General features: G+C 69.5%; 10 protein-coding genes and 2 tRNA genes. 1 reads left to right on the top strand and 11 read right to left on the bottom strand.

Annotated features, from left to right (window positions below):
• Positions 1–1,345 precede the first annotated feature (1,345 nt).
• The 3 genes from OG371_RS25065 to OG371_RS25055 form a co-directional block, all read right to left on the bottom strand.
• Positions 1,346–1,418 (bottom strand) — tRNA-Glu (locus tag OG371_RS25065).
• A gap of 99 nt (positions 1,419–1,517) precedes the next feature.
• Positions 1,518–1,589: transfer RNA gene (locus OG371_RS25060), tRNA-Gln, on the bottom strand.
• A 51-nt stretch (positions 1,590–1,640) separates the two neighbouring features.
• Positions 1,641–2,477 (bottom strand): HAD family hydrolase, encoded by an 837-nt coding sequence (locus OG371_RS25055; protein WP_329057536.1) that lies wholly within the window; start codon positions 2,475–2,477, stop codon positions 1,641–1,643.
• Positions 2,478–3,016: 539 nt separating this feature from the next.
• On the opposite strand from OG371_RS25055, the gene OG371_RS25050 reads away from it, so the two are divergent.
• Positions 3,017–4,255, top strand: a complete 1,239-nt coding sequence (locus OG371_RS25050) for an FAD-dependent oxidoreductase (protein WP_329057535.1) — start codon at positions 3,017–3,019, stop codon at positions 4,253–4,255.
• Between the two features lie 819 nt (positions 4,256–5,074).
• On the opposite strand, the gene OG371_RS25045 is transcribed toward OG371_RS25050, so the two are convergent.
• From OG371_RS25045 to serA, 8 genes are all read right to left on the bottom strand, one after another.
• A complete protein-coding gene (locus OG371_RS25045) occupies positions 5,075–5,845 on the bottom strand; it encodes a fumarylacetoacetate hydrolase family protein (RefSeq protein ID WP_329057533.1) in 771 nt (256 codons plus the stop codon).
• Between the two features lie 451 nt (positions 5,846–6,296).
• The gene (gene cimA, locus OG371_RS25040; RefSeq protein ID WP_329057532.1) at positions 6,297–7,919 is read right to left on the bottom strand and encodes a citramalate synthase; all 1,623 of its coding nucleotides are present in this window, start codon (positions 7,917–7,919) and stop codon (positions 6,297–6,299) included.
• A 209-nt stretch (positions 7,920–8,128) separates the two neighbouring features.
• Positions 8,129–9,133, bottom strand: coding sequence for an ABC transporter substrate-binding protein (locus tag OG371_RS25035; RefSeq protein WP_329057530.1), 1,005 nt, complete (start codon positions 9,131–9,133; stop codon positions 8,129–8,131).
• Positions 9,126–9,914 (bottom strand): ABC transporter ATP-binding protein, encoded by a 789-nt coding sequence (locus tag OG371_RS25030; protein ID WP_329057528.1) that lies wholly within the window; start codon positions 9,912–9,914, stop codon positions 9,126–9,128. Before OG371_RS25030 ends, OG371_RS25035 begins: the two co-directional genes overlap by 8 nt.
• Positions 9,915–10,937 carry a FecCD family ABC transporter permease gene (locus tag OG371_RS25025; RefSeq protein WP_329073258.1) on the bottom strand — a complete coding sequence of 341 codons (1,023 nt, stop codon included), beginning with the start codon at positions 10,935–10,937 and terminating at the stop codon, positions 9,915–9,917.
• Positions 10,938–12,187: 1,250 nt separating this feature from the next.
• Entirely contained in the window at positions 12,188–13,225 is a 1,038-nt protein-coding gene (locus OG371_RS25020) for a 3-isopropylmalate dehydrogenase (RefSeq protein WP_091629065.1), read from the bottom strand.
• Positions 13,226–13,516: 291 nt separating this feature from the next.
• Positions 13,517–16,858, bottom strand: a complete 3,342-nt coding sequence (locus tag OG371_RS25015) for a S8 family peptidase (protein WP_329057526.1) — start codon at positions 16,856–16,858, stop codon at positions 13,517–13,519.
• A gap of 266 nt (positions 16,859–17,124) precedes the next feature.
• On the bottom strand, positions 17,125–18,723 hold the full coding sequence (gene serA, locus OG371_RS25010; protein ID WP_329057523.1) for a phosphoglycerate dehydrogenase: 1,599 nt from the start codon (positions 18,721–18,723) through the stop codon (positions 17,125–17,127).
• Positions 18,724–18,763 lie beyond the last annotated feature (40 nt).

Here is an 18,763-nt window from a genome sequence, read left to right as displayed (position 1 = left end):
TCCAGAACACCTCGGACCGTCCCGATCCCGACGACAAGTCAGCAACCCGAACGCCCGCCCGAAGTCCAATGCCGCCCTCAGCCAACTCACGACCCGCCGAACGACAGCCAGACCGACCGCCAGCCCGCCCCGAGCACCCACCACCCCGAGTGTCCCAAAGCGATGGCAATCCACCCGCCCTCCTAAAGAACGCGCCGCCAACTCGCCGACTACCCCTAACCCGAAACCCCACCCCGAACGAACTCACCGGTCACAGCGAATTCACCACTCCCAATGAAGTCGACCTCCGCCCCTCCTGATCGAGTCGACGTCCGCCACTCTCGATCAAGTCGACGTTCCATAATCCCGACGAAGTCGCGGTTCAATTGAAGTCACCCCGAACCGCCCCGGCGGAGAACAAGATCAGCTCCGCCGCCCAGTCACCATCGCCCCGACAGAACCGCTAGACCTGCTCGGCACCTCGTGACCCCGCCCAATGATCACCGCCAAATGACCGCCGCCCGGTGAGCCACCAGGCTCACCCATCCCCCGCACACAATGCGTGCCCCAGCGATCATCACCTCGGCAGCCCGCCTAAAACGGCCCACCTCCGAACCACCAACTCGAGCGGACCACCAGACCGGCCCACCTCATCCGCGGAACATGCGCCAACAACCACCACGCCGACGATCCACCCGCACTCGAACCACCGTCGCCAGCAGACCACCGGACCAGCCCCTAGCCCGAAGAGCACGCGCCAGCAACCACCAACCCGACGATCCGCTCGGCCCAGCCCACCTCGGACTGCCGTCGTCAGCAGACCACCAGACCTGCGCCCGTCCACGGAGCACGCGCCAGCGCCATCGCCCCGACAATCCGTCTGGCCCGACCACCTCAGACCTTCGTCACCACCAAGCGATCCAGACCGGCCAGCCCACGAGCATCGGCAAGCCATCCGGACTGCCCCACCAACGGCCGCCGTCACCACCAAGCCGCCCGGACCAGCCCAACCATGACCGTCCTCACCAACAAGCCATCCAGACCGACCCACACAACCACCGTCAAGCGATCCAGAGCGGCCGATCGTCAAAGAGCAGCGCTTCGACAGTCCCCACCGTCCAGCCCACCGCCAACCAACGGTCACCGCCGGGCCCGACCACGGTCGTCCCGCAGACCACCGGCGCCGCGCCCGCCCACGGTTCGCAGCCCCTCAGGGCCCACCGCCATCCCTCGGCGCGGCATCCCCCGGCCCGTACCGAACGGACCGTGCCACAGCACCCGCGAGCCCCACGAACACGCTCAGCAACAGCAGGCCAAACGCAAAAAACCCCGGCTCAGCGAGCAAGCTGAGCCAGGGTTTGTGCTGTACCCCCGATGGGATTCGAACCCACGCTACCGGCGTGAGAGGCCGGCGTCCTAGGCCGCTAGACGACGGGGGCTTAGGAACTTTCCCCGTTTCCGGGGCTTTTTCTGTTTTCTTGCGAGAGAGAACTTACCAGAGCCGCTTTCCCGCCCTGCAAGGGGGTCTCTCTCCGCAGCTGGGGTACCAGGACTCGAACCTAGACTAACTGGACCAGAACCAGTCGTGCTGCCAATTACACCATACCCCAGTGTGGCGCTTTCCCAGTTTGACCTGGTTCAGCACCGCACGAGGAGAAATACTAGAGCACGCGGTCCCGCAGCTGCGCAGCGGGGGTCCCCGCCGCACGCTGGGCCGGGACGCCGACCGTCACGTACTCGGAAACCAGCAGCTCAGGCAGCTCGGCGAGACTGGTTACCGTGTGTACACCCGCGGGCGCGCGCTCGCCGGTGCGACTCGTGCCGTCGCGGTCGAGCCAGACGGCGCCGAGGCCGGCGTCCTGCGCGCCGATCGCGTCGGTGTCGAGCTTGTCTCCGACGTGGACCGTCTGGGCCGGGTCGCAGCCGAGCGCCAGGCAGGCCGAGTGGAACATCAGTGGGTCCGGCTTGGCGACGCCGAGCTCCCCCGCGATGGCGACATGGTCGAAGAACGGCGCAAGCCCCAGGTCCGCGATCTTCCGCCGCTGGTGGGCCCCCGAGGCGTTCGTCACGGCGGCGAGCTGCAGGCCGGCCGCACGAAGCCACTCGAGGCACTGCGTCACGTCGTCAAACAGCTGCCAGGACTGCGAAAGGATGTCGCGCCGGCGTTCTTCGAACGAGGCCACCTGCGCGAAGTCCGCGAGAATGCCCAGCTCCGCGAGGAAACACTCGGTACGGCGGTGGTGCATCACGTCGTAGCCGAGTTGCCCGGCGACGACCATCGCCACGTGCTCCTCGGTGATCAAGTCCCACAACGGCCAGAGATCACCGCGCCCGGTCAGGGCGGTCAGGGTGCGGCGGATCGCGGCGGTGCAGTCGATCAGGGTGTCGTCGATGTCGAGGCAAACCAGCCGCAGCTGGGGCGGCGCCCACGGTTCGGGGCCGGCGGGCGCCGGCGGGGCGGTGCGCGAAGGGGTCCCTGATGCCACGGCGAAATCCACCCCGTGAGGCTAGGACACTCGCCGCGTTCGCAACGCGGCCAAAAAGGTGATAGCAGCTGGGCTATTTCGGCGCAACGGCTCTACTCCCGGTGGGCGGAAAGTGGCCGTCCGTTTATCCGATCAACTCGCCGCACGGCCGGTCGAGTGAAAGCCGATACCCCGCCGTCCTATCCCTGGATCACCACTCGAAGAGCCGCAAAACCCTTACAGGCATTGAAAGTTCCCACCCTGACCATACCCGCGGTCGGCACTCTCGGACGCCGCATCCCATGCCCGATGATCGGGATCCGCGATAGGCCGTGACGGACTTGGTTACCCGGCTTCGTCGCTCACAGTGAAATGCATCTCGTTACGGCGTGGAATCCGGACGGATCGGGACGAGCCACTGACGGAAAACTCCGGCAATCAGTCGCATGAGGACAGTTGTCGACGCGGTAGCCCGATCGGACCGTCCGCGAGCGCCGGCCTTGACGAGTTGCCACCGCCGGGTGCATGCTCCTCTTATTCAACATGTGATGAATAAGAGGGAGATGAGGGAGATGGACGAGCGCACAGGGTGCGTGGTCGTCGGCGGCGGGCCGGCCGGGATGGTCACCGGCCTGATCCTGGCGAGGGCCGGCGTCGAGGTGACGGTGCTGGAGAAGCACCCGGACTTCCTTCGGGACTTCCGCGGGGACACGGTGCACCCGTCCACGCTCACGCTGCTCGACGAGCTCGGCCTCGGCGAGAAGTTCGACGCGCTGCCGCACAGCGAGGTGTCTTCGGCCGGCTTCCCGCTTGAAAGCGGCGGGACGATGAAGCTGGCCGACCTGTCCCTGTTGAAAGTGCCGCACCCCTACATCGCGATGGTCCCGCAGTGGGACCTCCTCAATCTCCTCGCGGAGGCCGCGCAGAAGGAGCCGACGTTCACTCTGCGGCTCGAGACGGAGATGACCGGGCTTCTCCGCTCAGGCTCCCGCGTCGACGGCGTGCGGTACCGGACCGCCGAGGGCGTCGAGGGCGAACTGCGCGCTGACCTGGTCATCGCCGCCGACGGGCGATGGTCACTAGCCCGCCGATCCGCCGGGCTGGAGCCGAAGGAGTACGACACGCCGTTCGACGCCTGGTGGTTCCGCCTGCCCCGGTACGACGAGGAGGCCGGCGCGACGCTGATGCCGCGAATGCGCCACCGCCGCTTCGCCGTCCCGCTCCCCCGCACCGGCTACTACCAGATCGCTTACCTCGCGCCGAAGGGCGAAGATCTGCGCGCGGCGGGCATCGAGAGCTTCCGGCACAACGTCACCGAAGTCTGCCCGGAGTACACCGACCGCATCGACGAACTCAAGTCGATGGAAGACGTGAAGTTCCTCAACGTCCGCGTCAACCGCCTGCACCGCTGGCACACCGATGGCCTCCTCTGCATCGGCGACGCGGCTCACGCGATGTCGCCCGTGGGTGGCGTCGGGATCAACCTGGCGGTGCAGGACGCGGTCGCCGCGGCAAGCTTGCTGGCGGAGGCGCTCCTCCGCGGCCGTCCAACCGAAGCGGAGCTGAAAGCCATTCGCACCCGCCGCATCCTGCCGACGATCGCTGTCCAGACCATCCAGCGGGTGCTCCACCGGTTCGTGATGCACCCGGTCATGGACGGCCGCCGCGACGGGCCGCCACAGCAGATGATCAAGGTGTTCTCGCGTTTCCCGAAGCTCGCGTTCTTCCCGGCGCTCGTGCTAGGCGTCGGCTTCCGGCCCGAGCACGCCCCCGAGTTCGCCCGCCGAGCCCAGGAACCGGTCGACTGCTGACCTGACCGACCACTGACCAGACCGGGGCCGGACCCACCAGGGACTCCCGGCCCCGGCGGACCACGCCAGCGCTTCGACCAGCCCTCGCCACCCAATGGCGACAACGGGATCGCCACGTCCAAGCCGACATCCTCGCCACTCGGCGGCAACCGCGATCAGCTGTTTCCGCGACTCACAGTCCGGCCATTCAGCGGCAACTGCGGCCCGGCCATCTCCGCTGACACGGCCTAGCCGTTCAGTGGCCACCACGCCCACGGCCGCTTCGGCACCCACGGCGTCGCCGTTCAGTGGCAACCGCCACCCGGCCGGTCCCCCGCCCTCGGCCTGGCCGTTCAGTGGCAACCGCCACCCGGTCGGTTCCCCGCCCGCGGTCTAGCCGTTCCGTGGCAACTACCACCCGGCCGCCTCCGCGCCCACTGCCTCGCCGTTCAGTGGCAACCCAGGCCCAACCATCACCCTGGCACAGCTTTGGCCATTCAGCGGCAACCGCGGCGCGACCACCCCCGCGCTCACAGCCTCGCCGTTCTTGGGCAACCGCGGCTCAGCAGCACTCACGGCCTGGCCGCTGAGCGGCGGCGACCGGCGGCCACTTCAGGCGAGCCCCGCCAAATCCGAGCGCGCCAATCCACAACAGCGCTGTGGGAGTTCCGAAGCGGATAAGCGACTAGCCGAAAACCGGCGACACCCAGTCCCGGCCAGGCCAAGCCCGCACGAACTGATCATCACCCGGACCGACCCACGGACAGTCGCCAGTCAGCAGACGACTCACAGGTCGGGCGCAGCCGCGGAGCATTCCGGCGACCGCGCCCGACCAGTAGGTCAGACGTTCTGCACCGGGTTGGTCAGCGTGCCGATGCCCTCGATCGTGATCGAGACCTGCTGGCCGTCGTCGATCGGGCCGACGCCTTCGGGGGTGCCGGTGAGGATGATGTCGCCGGGCAAGAGCGTCATCACGCCCGACACGAACTCGACCAGCTCGGGCACCGTGTGCACCAGGTCCGAGGTGCGGCCGTCCTGCTTGACCTCGCCGTCCACCTCACTGCGGAGCGCGAGGTCGGACGGGTCGAGCGACGTCTCGATCCACGGGCCGAGCGGGCAGAACGTGTCGAAGCCCTTCGCCCGGCCCCACTGGCCGTCGGCCTTCTGAAGGTCACGCGCGCTGACGTCGTTCGCCACCGTGTAGCCGAGGATCGCACTCGCCGCGCGCGCGGCGGTCACGTTCTTGATCGGCTGGCCGATGACCACGGCCAGCTCGCCCTCGAAATCCACGCGCCCGATGCCCGACGGGCGGCGGATCGGCGCGTTGGGGCCGATGACGGTGGTGGACGGCTTGATGAACAGCATCGGCGCGGACGGCACCTCGTTGCCGAACTCCGCCGCGTGCTTGGCGTAGTTCCGGCCGACGGCGATCACCTTGGACGGCAGGATCGGCGCGAGCAGCCGGACGTCGGCGAGCGGCCACCGCTTGCCGGTGAAGTTCGGCTGGCCGAACGGGTGCTCGGCGATCTCCAGCACCTGGGCGTCGTCACCTTCACCCTCGACCGAAGCGAACGCGACACCACTGGGATGAGCAATACGAGCTAGACGCACCCGGCCAGTCTACGTACGCCCGCCGCCGGGCGCGCACCCCGCGCGTCGTGAACGGCCCATTCACGACGCTCACGGCGCGAACGGGCCGCTCGCGCCGGCCACGACCTCGGGAAACCTCCTGTTTTCGGGAGTGAAGGGACCATTCGCGACAGTGCGGTGCGAAAGGTCCTCTCGTGACCTGCGCCACGGCGAAACGCACGATAACGCCCGCACGAGCGAGGCCGGTCAAACGAGGCGCAGAAGACGCCTTCACAACGCATTCGCCGTGCCACAAATCACCTTGGTACAAGCAAAAAGGTAAGCAGCGCAATCGCCGGAATGGAGCGCACGGACGTCCGCACACAAGGGGCATCTCACAACGCGGACCCAAGGCCAACCTGCGGCACGAGCGGCCCATTCGTGCCGGCGAGGTCGTGAACGGGCCGCTCGCGTCAAGAGAATCTTGCGCGGATCACGTCGTGGGGGCCAGGCTCTTGTGCACCAACGCATCACACATCGCGAGCCAGCTGGCCTCCACGATGTTCCCGTGGACGCCCACCGTGGTCCATTCGTGCAAGCCATCAGTCGTTTCCAGCAGCACCCGCGTGACGGCGTCCGTGCCGGGATGGGAGGGCAGGATCCGAACCTTGTAGTCGGCGAGTTCGACAGTGTCCAGCCAGGACAGGTGCGGGCTGAGTGCCTGGCGCAGCGCGGCATCGAGCGCGTGCACCGGGCCGTTGCCCTCCGCCGTGGCGATCACGCGGTGCCCCGACACGTGGACTTTGACGGTGGCCTCGGACACCACCTCACCGTCCGGGCGGTGGTCGAGCACCACGCGGTAGGACTCCAGCTCGAACGGCGGTGCGGCCGGCTCCTCGTCGGCGGCGCCCGCGACCTCGCGCCGCAGCAGGAGTCCGAGCGAGGCGTCGGCGGCCTCGAACGACCAGCCTTCGGATTCGAGGAGCTTGACCTTCCGCATCGCGTTCGTCAGGGCTTCGGGCCGGCCGGCAAGGTCGACCCCGAGCTCACGTCCCTTGAGCTCGAGACTGGCCCTGCCGGCCATCTCCGTGACCAGTACCCGCATGCCGTTGCCGACAGAAGGCGGATCGATGTGGTTGTACAACAACGGATCCACCTTGATCGCGCTCGCGTGCAGCCCCGCCTTGTGAGCGAAGGCCGAAGACCCGACGTAGGCCTGGTGGGTGTCGGGTGCGATGTTCGCGATTTCGGCAAGGGCATGGGAGACGCGGGTGAGCTCGGCGGCGCCCCCGGTCGGGAGGACCTCCATGCCGAGCTTGGTCACGAGGTTTCCCGTCACGGCGAACAGGTCGGCGTTGCCGGCCCGCTCGCCGTAACCGTTCGCGGTGCACTGGACGTGCGTCGCGCCGGCCTGCACCGCGGCGACGGAGTTCGCCACGGCGCAGGAAGTGTCGTCCTGGCAATGGATTCCGAGGCGGAATCCGGTCTTCTCCTTGACCTCGCGGACAGTCTCGGCCAGGCCCAGCGGCAGCTGGCCGCCGTTGGTGTCGCACAGCACGAGGACGTCGGCGCCCGCGGTCGCCGCGGCGTCGAGCACACGCAGCGAGGTCTCCGGGGAATGGGCGTATCCGTCGAAGAAGTGTTCGGCGTCAAGGAAGACGCGGCGGCCCTCGCCGGTCAGGAACCTGACCGTGTCGCTGACCATCGCGCAGGCTTCGTCGACATCCGCCCGCAGCGCGCGCTCGATGTGCCGCAGGTCCGCCTTCGCGACGAGCGTGATGACCGGGGCGGCGGAATCCAGCAACGCCCTCACCTGCGGATCCCGGTCCGCCGTCGTGCCCGCCTTGCGCGTGGAGCCGAACGCGACGAGCGCCGCGTGCTTCAGCTCCAACTCGCCCTTGGCGGCACGGGCGAAGAACTCCGTGTCCTTCGGCAGCGCGCCGGGCCAGCCACCCTCGATGAAACCGACTCCCAGCTCGTCCAGCAGCCGCGCGACGGCCAGCTTGTCCGTGGCGGAGTACGTGATCCCCTCACGCTGGGCACCGTCGCGCAGGGTGGTGTCGTAGAGGTGGAAGGCGTCGCCGAGCGGGGTTTCGGCGGGCTCCGTGCGGGTCACGGTATCTCCTTGAGACGGGGCAGAACCTGTTTCTGGCAACAAAAAAACCTCCCGCATGGGTGCGAGAGGTTGCGCGCCGGAAGCTCTTGTGGAGCGTCTATCCGGCGCGCTCGGCGATAATGATCGAGATCGCGGTCATGGTCGCATCATGCCACAGGCCCCGCCCGGCGTCCAAGAACCGGGCGGAGCTTCCCATCCTGTGGGAGGCGTCAGTGAGGGAGGCCCGCGAGATAAGCGCCGAAAGACTGCACAGCCGACGCGTTGCGCGGGCCCTCCACCAACGCCGCGTACGGCAAAGCGAAGAACCTGCCTTGTTTGACCGCCGGGATGTCGCGAAGCCCGGGCCGCGAGCGGAGGAAGTTCTCCTTGTCGGCGACCGTGCCGACTTCGCCGCCGTAGTCGTTGATCAGGATGACGTCCGGCGCGCGTTGGACCACGGCCTCCCAGCTGACCGTCGTCCAGGTGTCGTCGAGGTCGGCGAAGATGTTGGTGCCGCCGGCTTTGGTGATGATCTCGTCCGGGCCCGCGTTGCGCGCGGCGGTGAACGGCTGGTCGCGCCCGTCGTCGTAGAGGAAGACCTTCGGCCGTTGCCGCCCGGTGGCGACGGCGCCCTCGACCGCCGCGACCTGCGAGCTGTACTGCTTGACCAGCTGTTCGGCCCGGTCGCTCACGCCGAAGATCTTGCCGAGGTTGCGCAGATCGGTGTACAGCGCGTCGAGCGGAGGCATGATCCCGCGCTGTTTGCCGACGCCGTTTCGGCACGCCTCGGTGAGCTGATAGCTGGAGATGCCGAGTTGCCGCAGGGTGTCCGGGGTGAAGCCGGTGCCCTCGGAGAAGCCGTAGTTCCAGCCGGCGAAAACCAGGTCCGCGCCCGCGCCCTGCATCACCTCGAGGTTGATCTTCTCGGCGAGTTTGCGCACTTTCGCGAAGTCGCCTTTCCACGGCGACGAGGCGACGCCGCCGAATTGCCCCTGGTCGACCACGTAACCGGCCATCCGGTCGCCGAGGCCGAGGGCGAACATCAGCTCCGTGATGCCGATGTCGTTGGTGACCACCCGAGACGGCGGACGCTGGACTGTCAGCGGCGAACCGCAGTTCGTCACCGTGACGGGATACCCCGCCGGCACGGCGCCACTGTCCCCTTCGGACACTTGGGCACCACAGCCCGTCACCGCCAGCGTGGCCACCAGGACCATCGCGACTGTCCTACGCATGACTGTCCTCCTGGGATTCGAGCCGGTCGAACAAAAGCTGCGGCCGGCCGGATGCCGGGTGTGGCACGACGTGCGCGCGCACGCCGAACACGTCGGCCAGCAGCTCGGGCGTCAGGACGTCCGCCGGAGTCCCGCTCGCGACGAGCCGGCCGCCATCGAGCACGTGCACGGTGTCGCACGTCGCGGCGGCGAGGTTGAGGTCGTGCAGGGCGGCGAGCACCGTCGGCCCGCTTTGCCGCACCAAGGCGAGGACCTCGAGCTGGTGGCGGATGTCGAGGTGGTTCGTGGGCTCGTCCAGCACGAGGATCTTCGGCTGTTGGGCCAGGGCCCGCGCGATCAGGACTCGTTGCCGTTCACCGCCCGAAAGCGTGAGCACGCCTCGTCCGGCCAGGTCCGCCAGCCCGACCTGGCGCAGGGCCGCCGCACAGATGTCCTGGTCGGCGGCGGTTGCCCGGTCGAGCAGGCCGTGATGCGGCAGCCGGCCCATCGCCACGACTTCGGCGACGGTGAAGTCGAACTCCGTGTGCGACTCCTGCGCGACGGCGGCGATCGCGCGCGCTCGTTCACGCGGGGCGAAGGCGTCGAGCGGACGCCCGTCGAGCAGCACGGCGCCGGTTGCGGGCTTCAGCACGTGGTAGACAGCGCGCAACGTGGTGGACTTGCCACTGCCGTTCGGCCCGAGCAGGCCGACGAACCGGCCGGCCGGCGCGTCGAGCGTCACGTCCTCGACCAGTGCGCGGCCGGCGGCACTCACCGTCACGCCGTGGAGCGAGAGGTCCATTCACGCACCCCCGAACACGTAGGCCCGGCGCCGCATCAGCACCAGGAACGCGGGCACGCCGACGGCCGCCGTCAGCACCCCGATCGGCAACTCCTCGGGCGCGGCGAGCACTCGCGCGGCAACGTCCACCCAGACGAGGAACACCGCGCCCGCGAGCGGCGCGACGGCCAGCACCCGCCGATGGTCGGCGCCGACGACGAGGCGCACCAGATGAGGCAGGATCAGCCCGACGAACCCGATCGCGCCACTGACCGCCACCAGCACTCCGGTCATGGCCGAACAAACGACGAACAGCAGCACACGCAGCCGGGGCACGCTCACGCCGAGCGTCGTCGCCGCTTCGTCGCCCATGGCCAGCGCGTTCAATCGGCCCGACAGCGCGAACAGCAGCAGCGCTCCGGCCACCACGACGATCGCCGCCACCGGCAACGACGCCCAATTCGCCCCGGCGAGACTGCCCAGCAGCCAGAAAAGGGCCGAGCGCGCGGCTTCGCCGTTCGGCGCCTGGAAGACGAGAACCGTGGTGACAGCGAAGAACCCGTACGACATCGCGGTGCCGGTCAGCACCAGGCGCAGCGGTGTGAGGCCTTCGCGCGTCCTCGCGACGAGGTAGACGATCACAGTCGCGCCGAGCGCGGCCAGGAACGCGCCGACGGACAGGGCGTAGACGCCCATCGAGGCGAAGACACCGAACAACGCCACCGCCGTCGCGCCCACCGACGCCCCGGAAGAGATGCCGAGCACGAACGGCTCCGCGAGCGCGTTGCGCACCATGGCCTGAATCGCGACACCCACCGTCGCCAGCCCCGCGCCGACGACCACCGCGAGCAGTACCCGCGGCAACCGGATGTCCCAGATGATCCGGTACTGGCCGACGTCGCCCGGACCGATGACGCCGCCGACGAGCCCGGCCCGGAGAAAGGCCCACGTGTGAGTGACCGGCACGGCGACCGTCCCGATCCCGACGGCGACCACTACGGAAACCAGGAGGGCCACGAGGAGTCCCAGGAGGATCGGCGCCAGCCGGCGACGGGTGGGCCCGGGATTGGCGACGACGGTGGCCGCGGAAGTGGAGGCGGAGGAAGTGGTGGCGGCCGACGTAGTGCCGATGCCGCTGGAGAGTTCGGCACTAGCACCTGAGGCGGTCGCGTCGGTGCAGAGCTCGGCACTAGCGGCAGAGGCGGTCGCGTCGGTGCAGAGCTCGGCACTAGCGGCAGAGGCGGTCGCGTCGGTGCAGAGCTCGGCACTAGCGGCAGAGGCGGTCGCGTCGGTGCCAGTGCCAGTGCCAGTGCCAGTGCCAGTGCCAGTGCCAGTGAAGAGATCGGCCCTAGGGCCAGAGGCAGTGGCGCCGGTGCCAGTGCCGGTGACGAGGTCGACGCTGGCGCCACCGGCACTGGCGTCGGTGCCGGTGGAGAGGTCGGCGCTGGTGCCAGAGACGGTGACGGGCTCGCTGGTGCCAGAGGAAATCCCCGCGTTGGCGGGCGCACCGGAGACGGCCGCTTTGGCAGTGGCACCGGAAGCGGCGTCAGTGCTGGCACCGGAGGACGCGACAGTAGCGGCGGCGGTGCCGGAAGCGGCGGCGGTGCCGGAAGCGGCGGCGGTGCCGGAAGCGGCGGTGTCGGTGGCGGTGCCGGAGGAGGCGGCCGCGTTGGTGGCGGTATCGGCGCCAGCGGTGCTGGTAGTGGCGTCGATGGGAGCAGCTGCCGGGCCCGTCCCCGACTTCGGTGCCGACGGATCGAACTCACGCCTGCGACCGTCCGAATCGGCAACGGCCGAAACTGCCGAGCGGCGATCCTCGGCCTCAGCGGTGCTTCCGCCGGGACGGCTGTTTCCGCCGGAAACAGGCAAGGCAGCAGCAGACCGGCCAGGGACACAGGCGCCCGGAGCACCGTCGCCGGAAACGGGCGAGACACGAGAGACCGATCCGGCGTCAGGCGGGAAGTCATCGGGAGGCACCGGCGGGACCCAATCTGTTCCGGGGTCCACGCGACGAAGACAACAGCCACCCGTGCGGCGAACGGCGAGCCACGGCGGGGAAGGTGTCGTCTCCCGCAGACCGCGACGGGAGGGGACGGGTGGGGCGAACCACCGCCGGTGTCGGGCTCGCTCGCGGTCCGGTGTGGACCGTGGGCCTACCGTTGCGGGTCAGCGCCGGAATTCGACCGGTCTTCCGCGGCGGGGGTTCTTGTTACAACGACTGGCGACTACAACCGGCTGCTGCCCAGCACGCTTCGCGTACCGGGCAGCAGCGGATTCAAGCCAAGCGGCAAAACTCAGCCCGTGCGCACGTTCGACGAGACCAGCGCCGCCAGGCGGTCGCCGATTGCCTGGGTGGCGCCGGGCGAAGCCTGGTCGCGGGTGGCCAGGTCGAAGGCGACCGACGCCTCGATGCGGCGCGCCGCCTCCTTCTGGCCGAGGTGGTCGAGCAGGAGCGAGACCGACAGCACGGCGGCCGTCGGGTCCGCGAGGCCCTGGCCCGCGATGTCCGGGGCGCTGCCGTGCACCGGCTCGAACATGCTCGGGTTGCGGCGGGTGATGTCCAGGTTGCCGCTGGCCGCGAGGCCGATGCCGCCGGTCACCGCGGCCGCCAGGTCCGTGAGGATGTCGCCGAACAGGTTGTCGGTGACGATCACGTCGAACCGCGAGGGGTCCGTGACCATGTGGATGGTCGCCGCGTCCACGTGGGAGTAGGCCACCGTCACGTCCGGGTGCTCCAGCGAAACCTCTTCGACGATCCGCGACCACAGCGAACCGGCGTGCTCCAGCACGTTGGTCTTGTGCACCAGCGTGAGGTGCTTGCGCGGCCGGTCCTCGGCGCGGTTGAACGCGTCCGCCACCACACGCCGCACGCCGTAGGCCGTGTTGATGCTGACCTCGGTGGCGATCTCGTGCTCGGTGTCCTTGCGAAGGAGGCCGCCGGTGCCCGCGTACGGGCCTTCGGTCCCTTCGCGCACCATGATCATGTCCACCTCGCCGGCGTCGGCCAGCGGGCCGCGCACCCCGGGGTAGAGCCGCGCCGGGCGCAGGTTCACGTGGTGGTCGAGCTCGAAGCGCAGGCGCAGCAGCAGCCCGCGCTCCAGGATTCCGCTCGGCACCGACGGGTCGCCGACCGCGCCCAGCAGGATCGCGTCGTGCTGACGCAACTCGCCCAGCACCGACTCCGGGAGCAGCTCCCCGGTCGAGTGCCACCGCGCAGCGCCGAGGTCGTAGTTCGTGATCTCCGCCGCTGGTGCTACTTCACCGAGCACCTTGAGCGCCTCGGAGACCACCTCGGGCCCGATCCCGTCACCTGGGATCACCGCGAGCCGCATCCACACACCTCCGTAGACCAGGCCACCGAACGCTCCGATGGCCCATCCGCAAGAAAACGCCAGCAGCGGAAGGTTACCGGCCGTAGACAAGAGGCCGTAGCCGCACCACCCTTATGCCGCATCCTCCCGCAGGGTGAGACACCTGAACGGGTTAATGACAAGGGGGCCTCCCGAGCCGTCAAGGCCCGGAAAGCCCCCTTGTCCCGCTGATCGGCGACGGTGACCGTTCCGTCGGTCGTTACCCGATCGGAGGATCACCACGCCTTTTCAGGACTGGCGGCGCCGAAGGTGTTATGCCCTCGGCACGCCCGTCTCAATCCGCACGACGGCGGCGCGCGAGCCCGCCGCGTTGTGGTGCTCGATCGCCAGCAGGCCCTTCGCCTTGTCCTCGGCGACGGCCGCCGCGTTGCGGTTCACCACGAGCGCGGTGCCCGGCTTCGCGACGTAGCCCAGCGCCGCGTCGCCGCCGCCCTGGACCGAGTACGCCGGCGCGAGGGCGTCGAACGAGATCGGCGTGCCGACGTAGTCGATCAGCCCGTTGGTGGTGCCCGGCGCGACGTAATAGCCGCTGGTGCCCACGGTGTAGCTGATCCGGTGCGACGCCTCGTTCGGGTCGATGCCCAGCGCGGCGATGCTGACCGGCAGCACCATCACGTTCGAATCGAAGACGTTGGTGTCGACGTCGCCGAGCTGGCCGTTGATCGCCTGCAGGTCGACGCTCGGGAACCCGGGCTTGGTCAGCGAGACGGTGTTGACCAGCAGGACGTCGGTGGCCGTCGCCTTGGTGACGAAGGTCTCGAAGTCCGGCTTCCCGTCGCCGGTGGTGTCGATGTCGACAAACGGCACGGTGTTGCTGCCCAGGTTCGCCCAGTCGCTCCAGGTGGTGAGGCCGAACGCGAGCACGGCGTTCTCCGGGTCGCCCTGCGCCTTGGCGAGCGGGGCGGTCGAGGCCGCGCCGACGTAACGCAGGTCGCCGCCCTTCGCGGTGCGGTTCAGCGTGCAGTCGGACGTCACGCCCGCGTCGCACTCCGGCAGCTGCGGCGATTCGGCCTGCAGTTCCAGGACGCTGATCAGCGAGCGGTACCGCTGGGCGCCGCTGCCCTGGTCCACGCCCTTGCCGCCGAGGTTCAGCACGGACTGGTTCTGTCCCGCGCCGAACCGCACGCCCGCGGGCGTCGTGATGGCCGAGACCGGCTTCGGCGCGGCGTAAACGGCAACGCGCAGCGGCACCGTCGCCCCGTTCTTCGGGGTGAAGGCGACGCGGCCCGAGGCGTCCGCGACGAACTGGCGCGCGAGCCCGGCCTGCGTGGCCTGCATGGTCGGGTCCATCACCTTGACCAGCTTCTTGGCGTCGGTGACCTTGAACGTCACCTTCACCGTCGCGACGCCGCGCGGGCTCAGCTTCACCGAGCTCTTGTCCACTGTGTACTCGACGCCGGGCAGGCTGTTGACCGCCTCGTACGCCACCGAGTACTCGGCCGGCTTGACGCCCTTGTTGACCACCTTGATCGTCTTGGTCAGCGTGACCGGGCCGCCCGCCTCGACGGTGCCGAAGTTGACGCTCACCGCGCCCGGGTCGTCCTGGACGTAGGCGAGCACCTGGTTGTCCAGCGCGGCCAGCGTGTCGATCCGGCCCGCGCCGACGCGCTGCGGCGCGTAGGTGTGACCGGCCCCGTCGGTCAGGTCGTGCCCGGCGGTGTCGATCACCGCGGCCTTGACCTCCTCGACCGACCAGTCCGGGTGCGCCTGGCGGATCAGCGCCGTGATGCCCGAGGTGTGCGGCGCGGCCATGGACGTCCCGGAGAGCACGGCCCGGCCGTTGCCGCTGCCGCGGAACGCCGACGTGATCGTGTCACCGGGCGCCGAGAGGTCCGGCTTGAGCGCCGGCCCGCGGCCGCCACGCGAGGTGAACGAGCTGGGACTGTCCACGATGGACTGGTCGTAGGTCTGCAGCGTCGACCGGCCGGCGCCGAAGAAGCGCACGGTCAGCGTGCCCGCGGCCAGTGCGGGCCGCTGCGCCGCGGTGGCCTTGCCGGTGAGCTGGAACATCGGCACGGCCGCGTTGCCGGCGAGCCCGGCGGCGAAGTGCTCCAGCGTCGAGGTCACCAGGAGCGCCTTCGCCCCGGCCGCCTGCGCGTTGTTGGCGCGCGCGGCGGAACCGCAGGCGCGGCTGGAGTCGTTGTCATCCCATTCGAGCCAGACGGCCTTGCCCGCGGCCTTGGCCTTGTCCTCGGCCGAATACGGCAGGCAGCCCGCGTTGTTCGCCGCGGAGAGGGCGACGACGGGGGCGGTCAGGTCGAGCGTGTCGTAACCCGCGTAGTCCTGGCTGTACTGGCCCGGCTGCTGGCCCTTGGTCGGCGCGGTGACCTCGACCGCGTCACGCAGTTCGCCCGCGTCACGGCTGCTGGCCACGGTGAGCGCCTCGGGGGTGGCGCCCGGCGAGCCCGCGATGTCGTTGAGGTCGCCGCCGTTGCCCGCCGCGAACACCGGGAGCACGTTGTTCTGCGCGAGCTTGCGGACGAACAGCGAGTCCGGGTCGTCCGGCGCGCCGAAGTCGCTGCCCAGCGACAGGTTGACGACGTCGAGGTGATCGGTGAAGTCGCCGTCGCCGTCCGGGTCGAGGGCCCAGTCGAGGGCCTGCGAAGTGACGTTCGTGGAGCCCGCGCAGCCGAACACCTTGATGGCGTACAGCAGCGCCTTGGGCGCGGTGCCCGGGCCGATCTTCAGCGCATCGAGCTTCTTCTTGTCCAGCTTCTTGTAGTCGCCGGTGAAGGTGCTGCCGTCGGCGTTCACGCCGAAGCCGGCGACGGTGCCGGCCACGTGCGTGCCGTGCTCACCGCAGGCCAGTGGGTTGGGGTCCGGCTTCGGGGTCGGGGATCCGGTCTTGCCGTTGGAGTCGTAGTCGTCGCCGACGAGGTCGGTGCCGCCGACCACCTTGGCGCTCGGGAACAGCGGCGACGCCTTCGTCGGGTCCACCGACTTGTACGCCTCGGGCGTGCCGGGGCCGCCGAAGTCGGCGTGGGTGTAGTCGATGCCGTCGTCGATCACGCCGACGCGGATGTTGTCGCCATACTTCCCGGTCTGCTGCCACGAAGCGAGCGTGTTCGTCAGCTGCTCGGCGCTGGCGTTCGTGCGCGACTTCGGCACGACAGTGCGCACGGAGACGACGTCGGCGCGCTTCGCGAGTTCACGGATCTTCGCCGCGTCCGCTGTGACGACGGCGCCCGCGACTGCGTTCGAAGTCTGCGTGACGAGCTTCGCGGCCGAGTCCGAGGCCTTGAGCTGTCCGAGCACGGAGGTGACCGCGGCAGCGGTGTCGGCCTTCGCGGCGCGCGCGGCCTGCTTCGCCTTCTCCTTGCCGGTGCCCTTGTTCTGCTCGGTGGTGAAGGCGTCGACGGCCGGCTTCTTGGCCAGCTCCACGAACGCCGTGATTTCGCCCTGCGCGGCGCTCAGCCGCGACGAGAGCTTGCCCTGCAATCCGGAGGCGTCGACCTTCGCGGGCGCGACCGGCTCGGCGAGCGGCGCCCCCTGCGCCGACGCGACCGGGACGCCGGCGACGGCGGCCGCGAGCACCACGGCGGACACCACGGCCGTCGACCGGGCCGTCCAGCCAGGTAAGCGGGATCTACTCATGAATACCCAACCCCTTAACCCGAGGCCCGGATCGTGAACCTGCCGGCCGCTCCCCCATCGCCCCCGACCGGTGAGCGCCCGGCACCGCACCGTGCCCTCACGGCGTGTGGTTCGGCCTCGCGGCACAGAACCTATCCGCCCGAAAGACCTACTTTCGTGCCGAATTGCCTCTGTTATGCGAATGTTGCCGCTCTGCCCGGACCGGGGGAAAAAGAAGGCCCCTTTCCCGCGGTGTGCGGAAAAGGGGCCTTCGACGTGCTGGTGCGTCAGCTGAAGTCGACCGCGCGGATCGTGTGCGCGCCCACGGCGGCGCCGATCGGCTGGAGCACGTTGTTGTCCACGTGCCGGTCGACGCGCAGCAGCATCACCGCGTCGGAGCCGTCGGTGGTCTGGCTGATCTGCGCGGCCTCGATGTTGATGCCGGCCTCGCCGAGCAGCGTGCCGACGCGGCCCATGATGCCGGGGCGGTCGGGGTACTCGAGCAGCAGCACGTGGCCCTCGGCGCGCAGGTCGAAGTGGCGGCCGTTGACCTCGACGATCTTCTCGGCCTCATCCTTGCCGGTGACCGAGCCCGACACCGTCAGGGTCGCGCCATCGGCGTGCACCGCGCGGACCGTGACCAGGCTGCGGAACTTCGGGCTCTCGGTCTCGGTGACCAGGTCGACCTGGACGCCCAGCTCCTCGGCCAGCCGCGGCGCGTTGACGAAGGTGACCTGGTCCTCGACCACACCGGCGAACACCCCGCGCAGCGCGGCGAGCTGCAGCACGGAGGTGTCCTCGCTGCCGAGCTCGCCCTTGACCACGACGGTCACCGAGGTCGGCGCCTTCGGGCTCAGCGCGGTGAGCACGGTGCCCAGCTTCTGCGTCAGCGACAGGTACGGGCGAACGTGCTCGCCGACGGCGCCGCCACCGGAGACGTTCACCGCGTCCGGCACGAAGTCGCCGCGCAGCGCGAGCAGCACGGAACGGGCGACGTCGGTGCCCGCGCGGTCCTGCGCCTCGGCGGTGGACGCGCCCAGGTGCGGCGTGACCACGACGTTCGGCAGCTCGAACAGCGGGCTGGAGGTGGTCGGCTCGGTGACGAACACGTCGATGCCCGCGCCGCCGACGTGGCCACTGCGGATCGCGTCGGCCAGCGCCTCCTCGACGATCAGGCCACCGCGCGCGGCGTTGACGATGATGACGCCGGGCTTGGTCTTCTTCAGCGCCTCGGCGTCGATCAGGCCCTTGGTCTCCGGCGTCTTCGGCAGGTGGATGGAGATGGCGTCGGCGCGCTCCAGCAGCTCGTCGAGGGTGACGAGCTCGATGCCGAGCTGCGCGGCGCGCGCGGCCGAGACGTACGGGTCGTATGCGATGAGCTTGGTGTCGAAGGCGGCGAGGCGCTGGGAGAACAGCTGGCCGATCTTGCCGAGGCCGACCACGCCGACGGTCTTGCCCTGCAGCTCGATGCCGGAGAACGAGCTGCGCTTCCACTCGCCCGCGCGCAGGCTCTGGTCGGCGGCCGGCACGCGCCGGGCGACCGAGAGCAGCAGCGCGACCGCGTGCTCGGCGGCGGAGACGATGTTCGACGTCGGCGCGTTGACCACCAGCACGCCCCGCTCGGTGGCGGCGGGGACCTCGACGTTGTCCAGGCCCACGCCCGCGCGGGCGACGACCTTCAGCTGCGTGGTGTGGCCGAGCACCTCGGCGTCGACCTTCGTGGCGGATCGGACCAGGAGCGCGTCGGCGCTCTTCACCGCCTCGAACAGCGCGGGACGGTCCGTGCCGTCCACATGCCGGACCTCTACCTCGTCACCGAACACACTCAGCACGGAAGGCGCGAGCTTTTCCGCGATGAGGACGACGGGTTTGCTGGGCTTGGTCACGATGCAGCTCCCACTATCTGGTCACATTCCAGGACGCTTG

It is taken from the genome of Amycolatopsis sp. NBC_01480 (genome assembly GCF_036227205.1).
Lineage (GTDB): Bacteria > Actinomycetota > Actinomycetes > Mycobacteriales > Pseudonocardiaceae > Amycolatopsis.
Note: the sequence above shows the minus strand (reverse complement) of the source record. Positions and strands in the feature narration are given on the sequence as shown.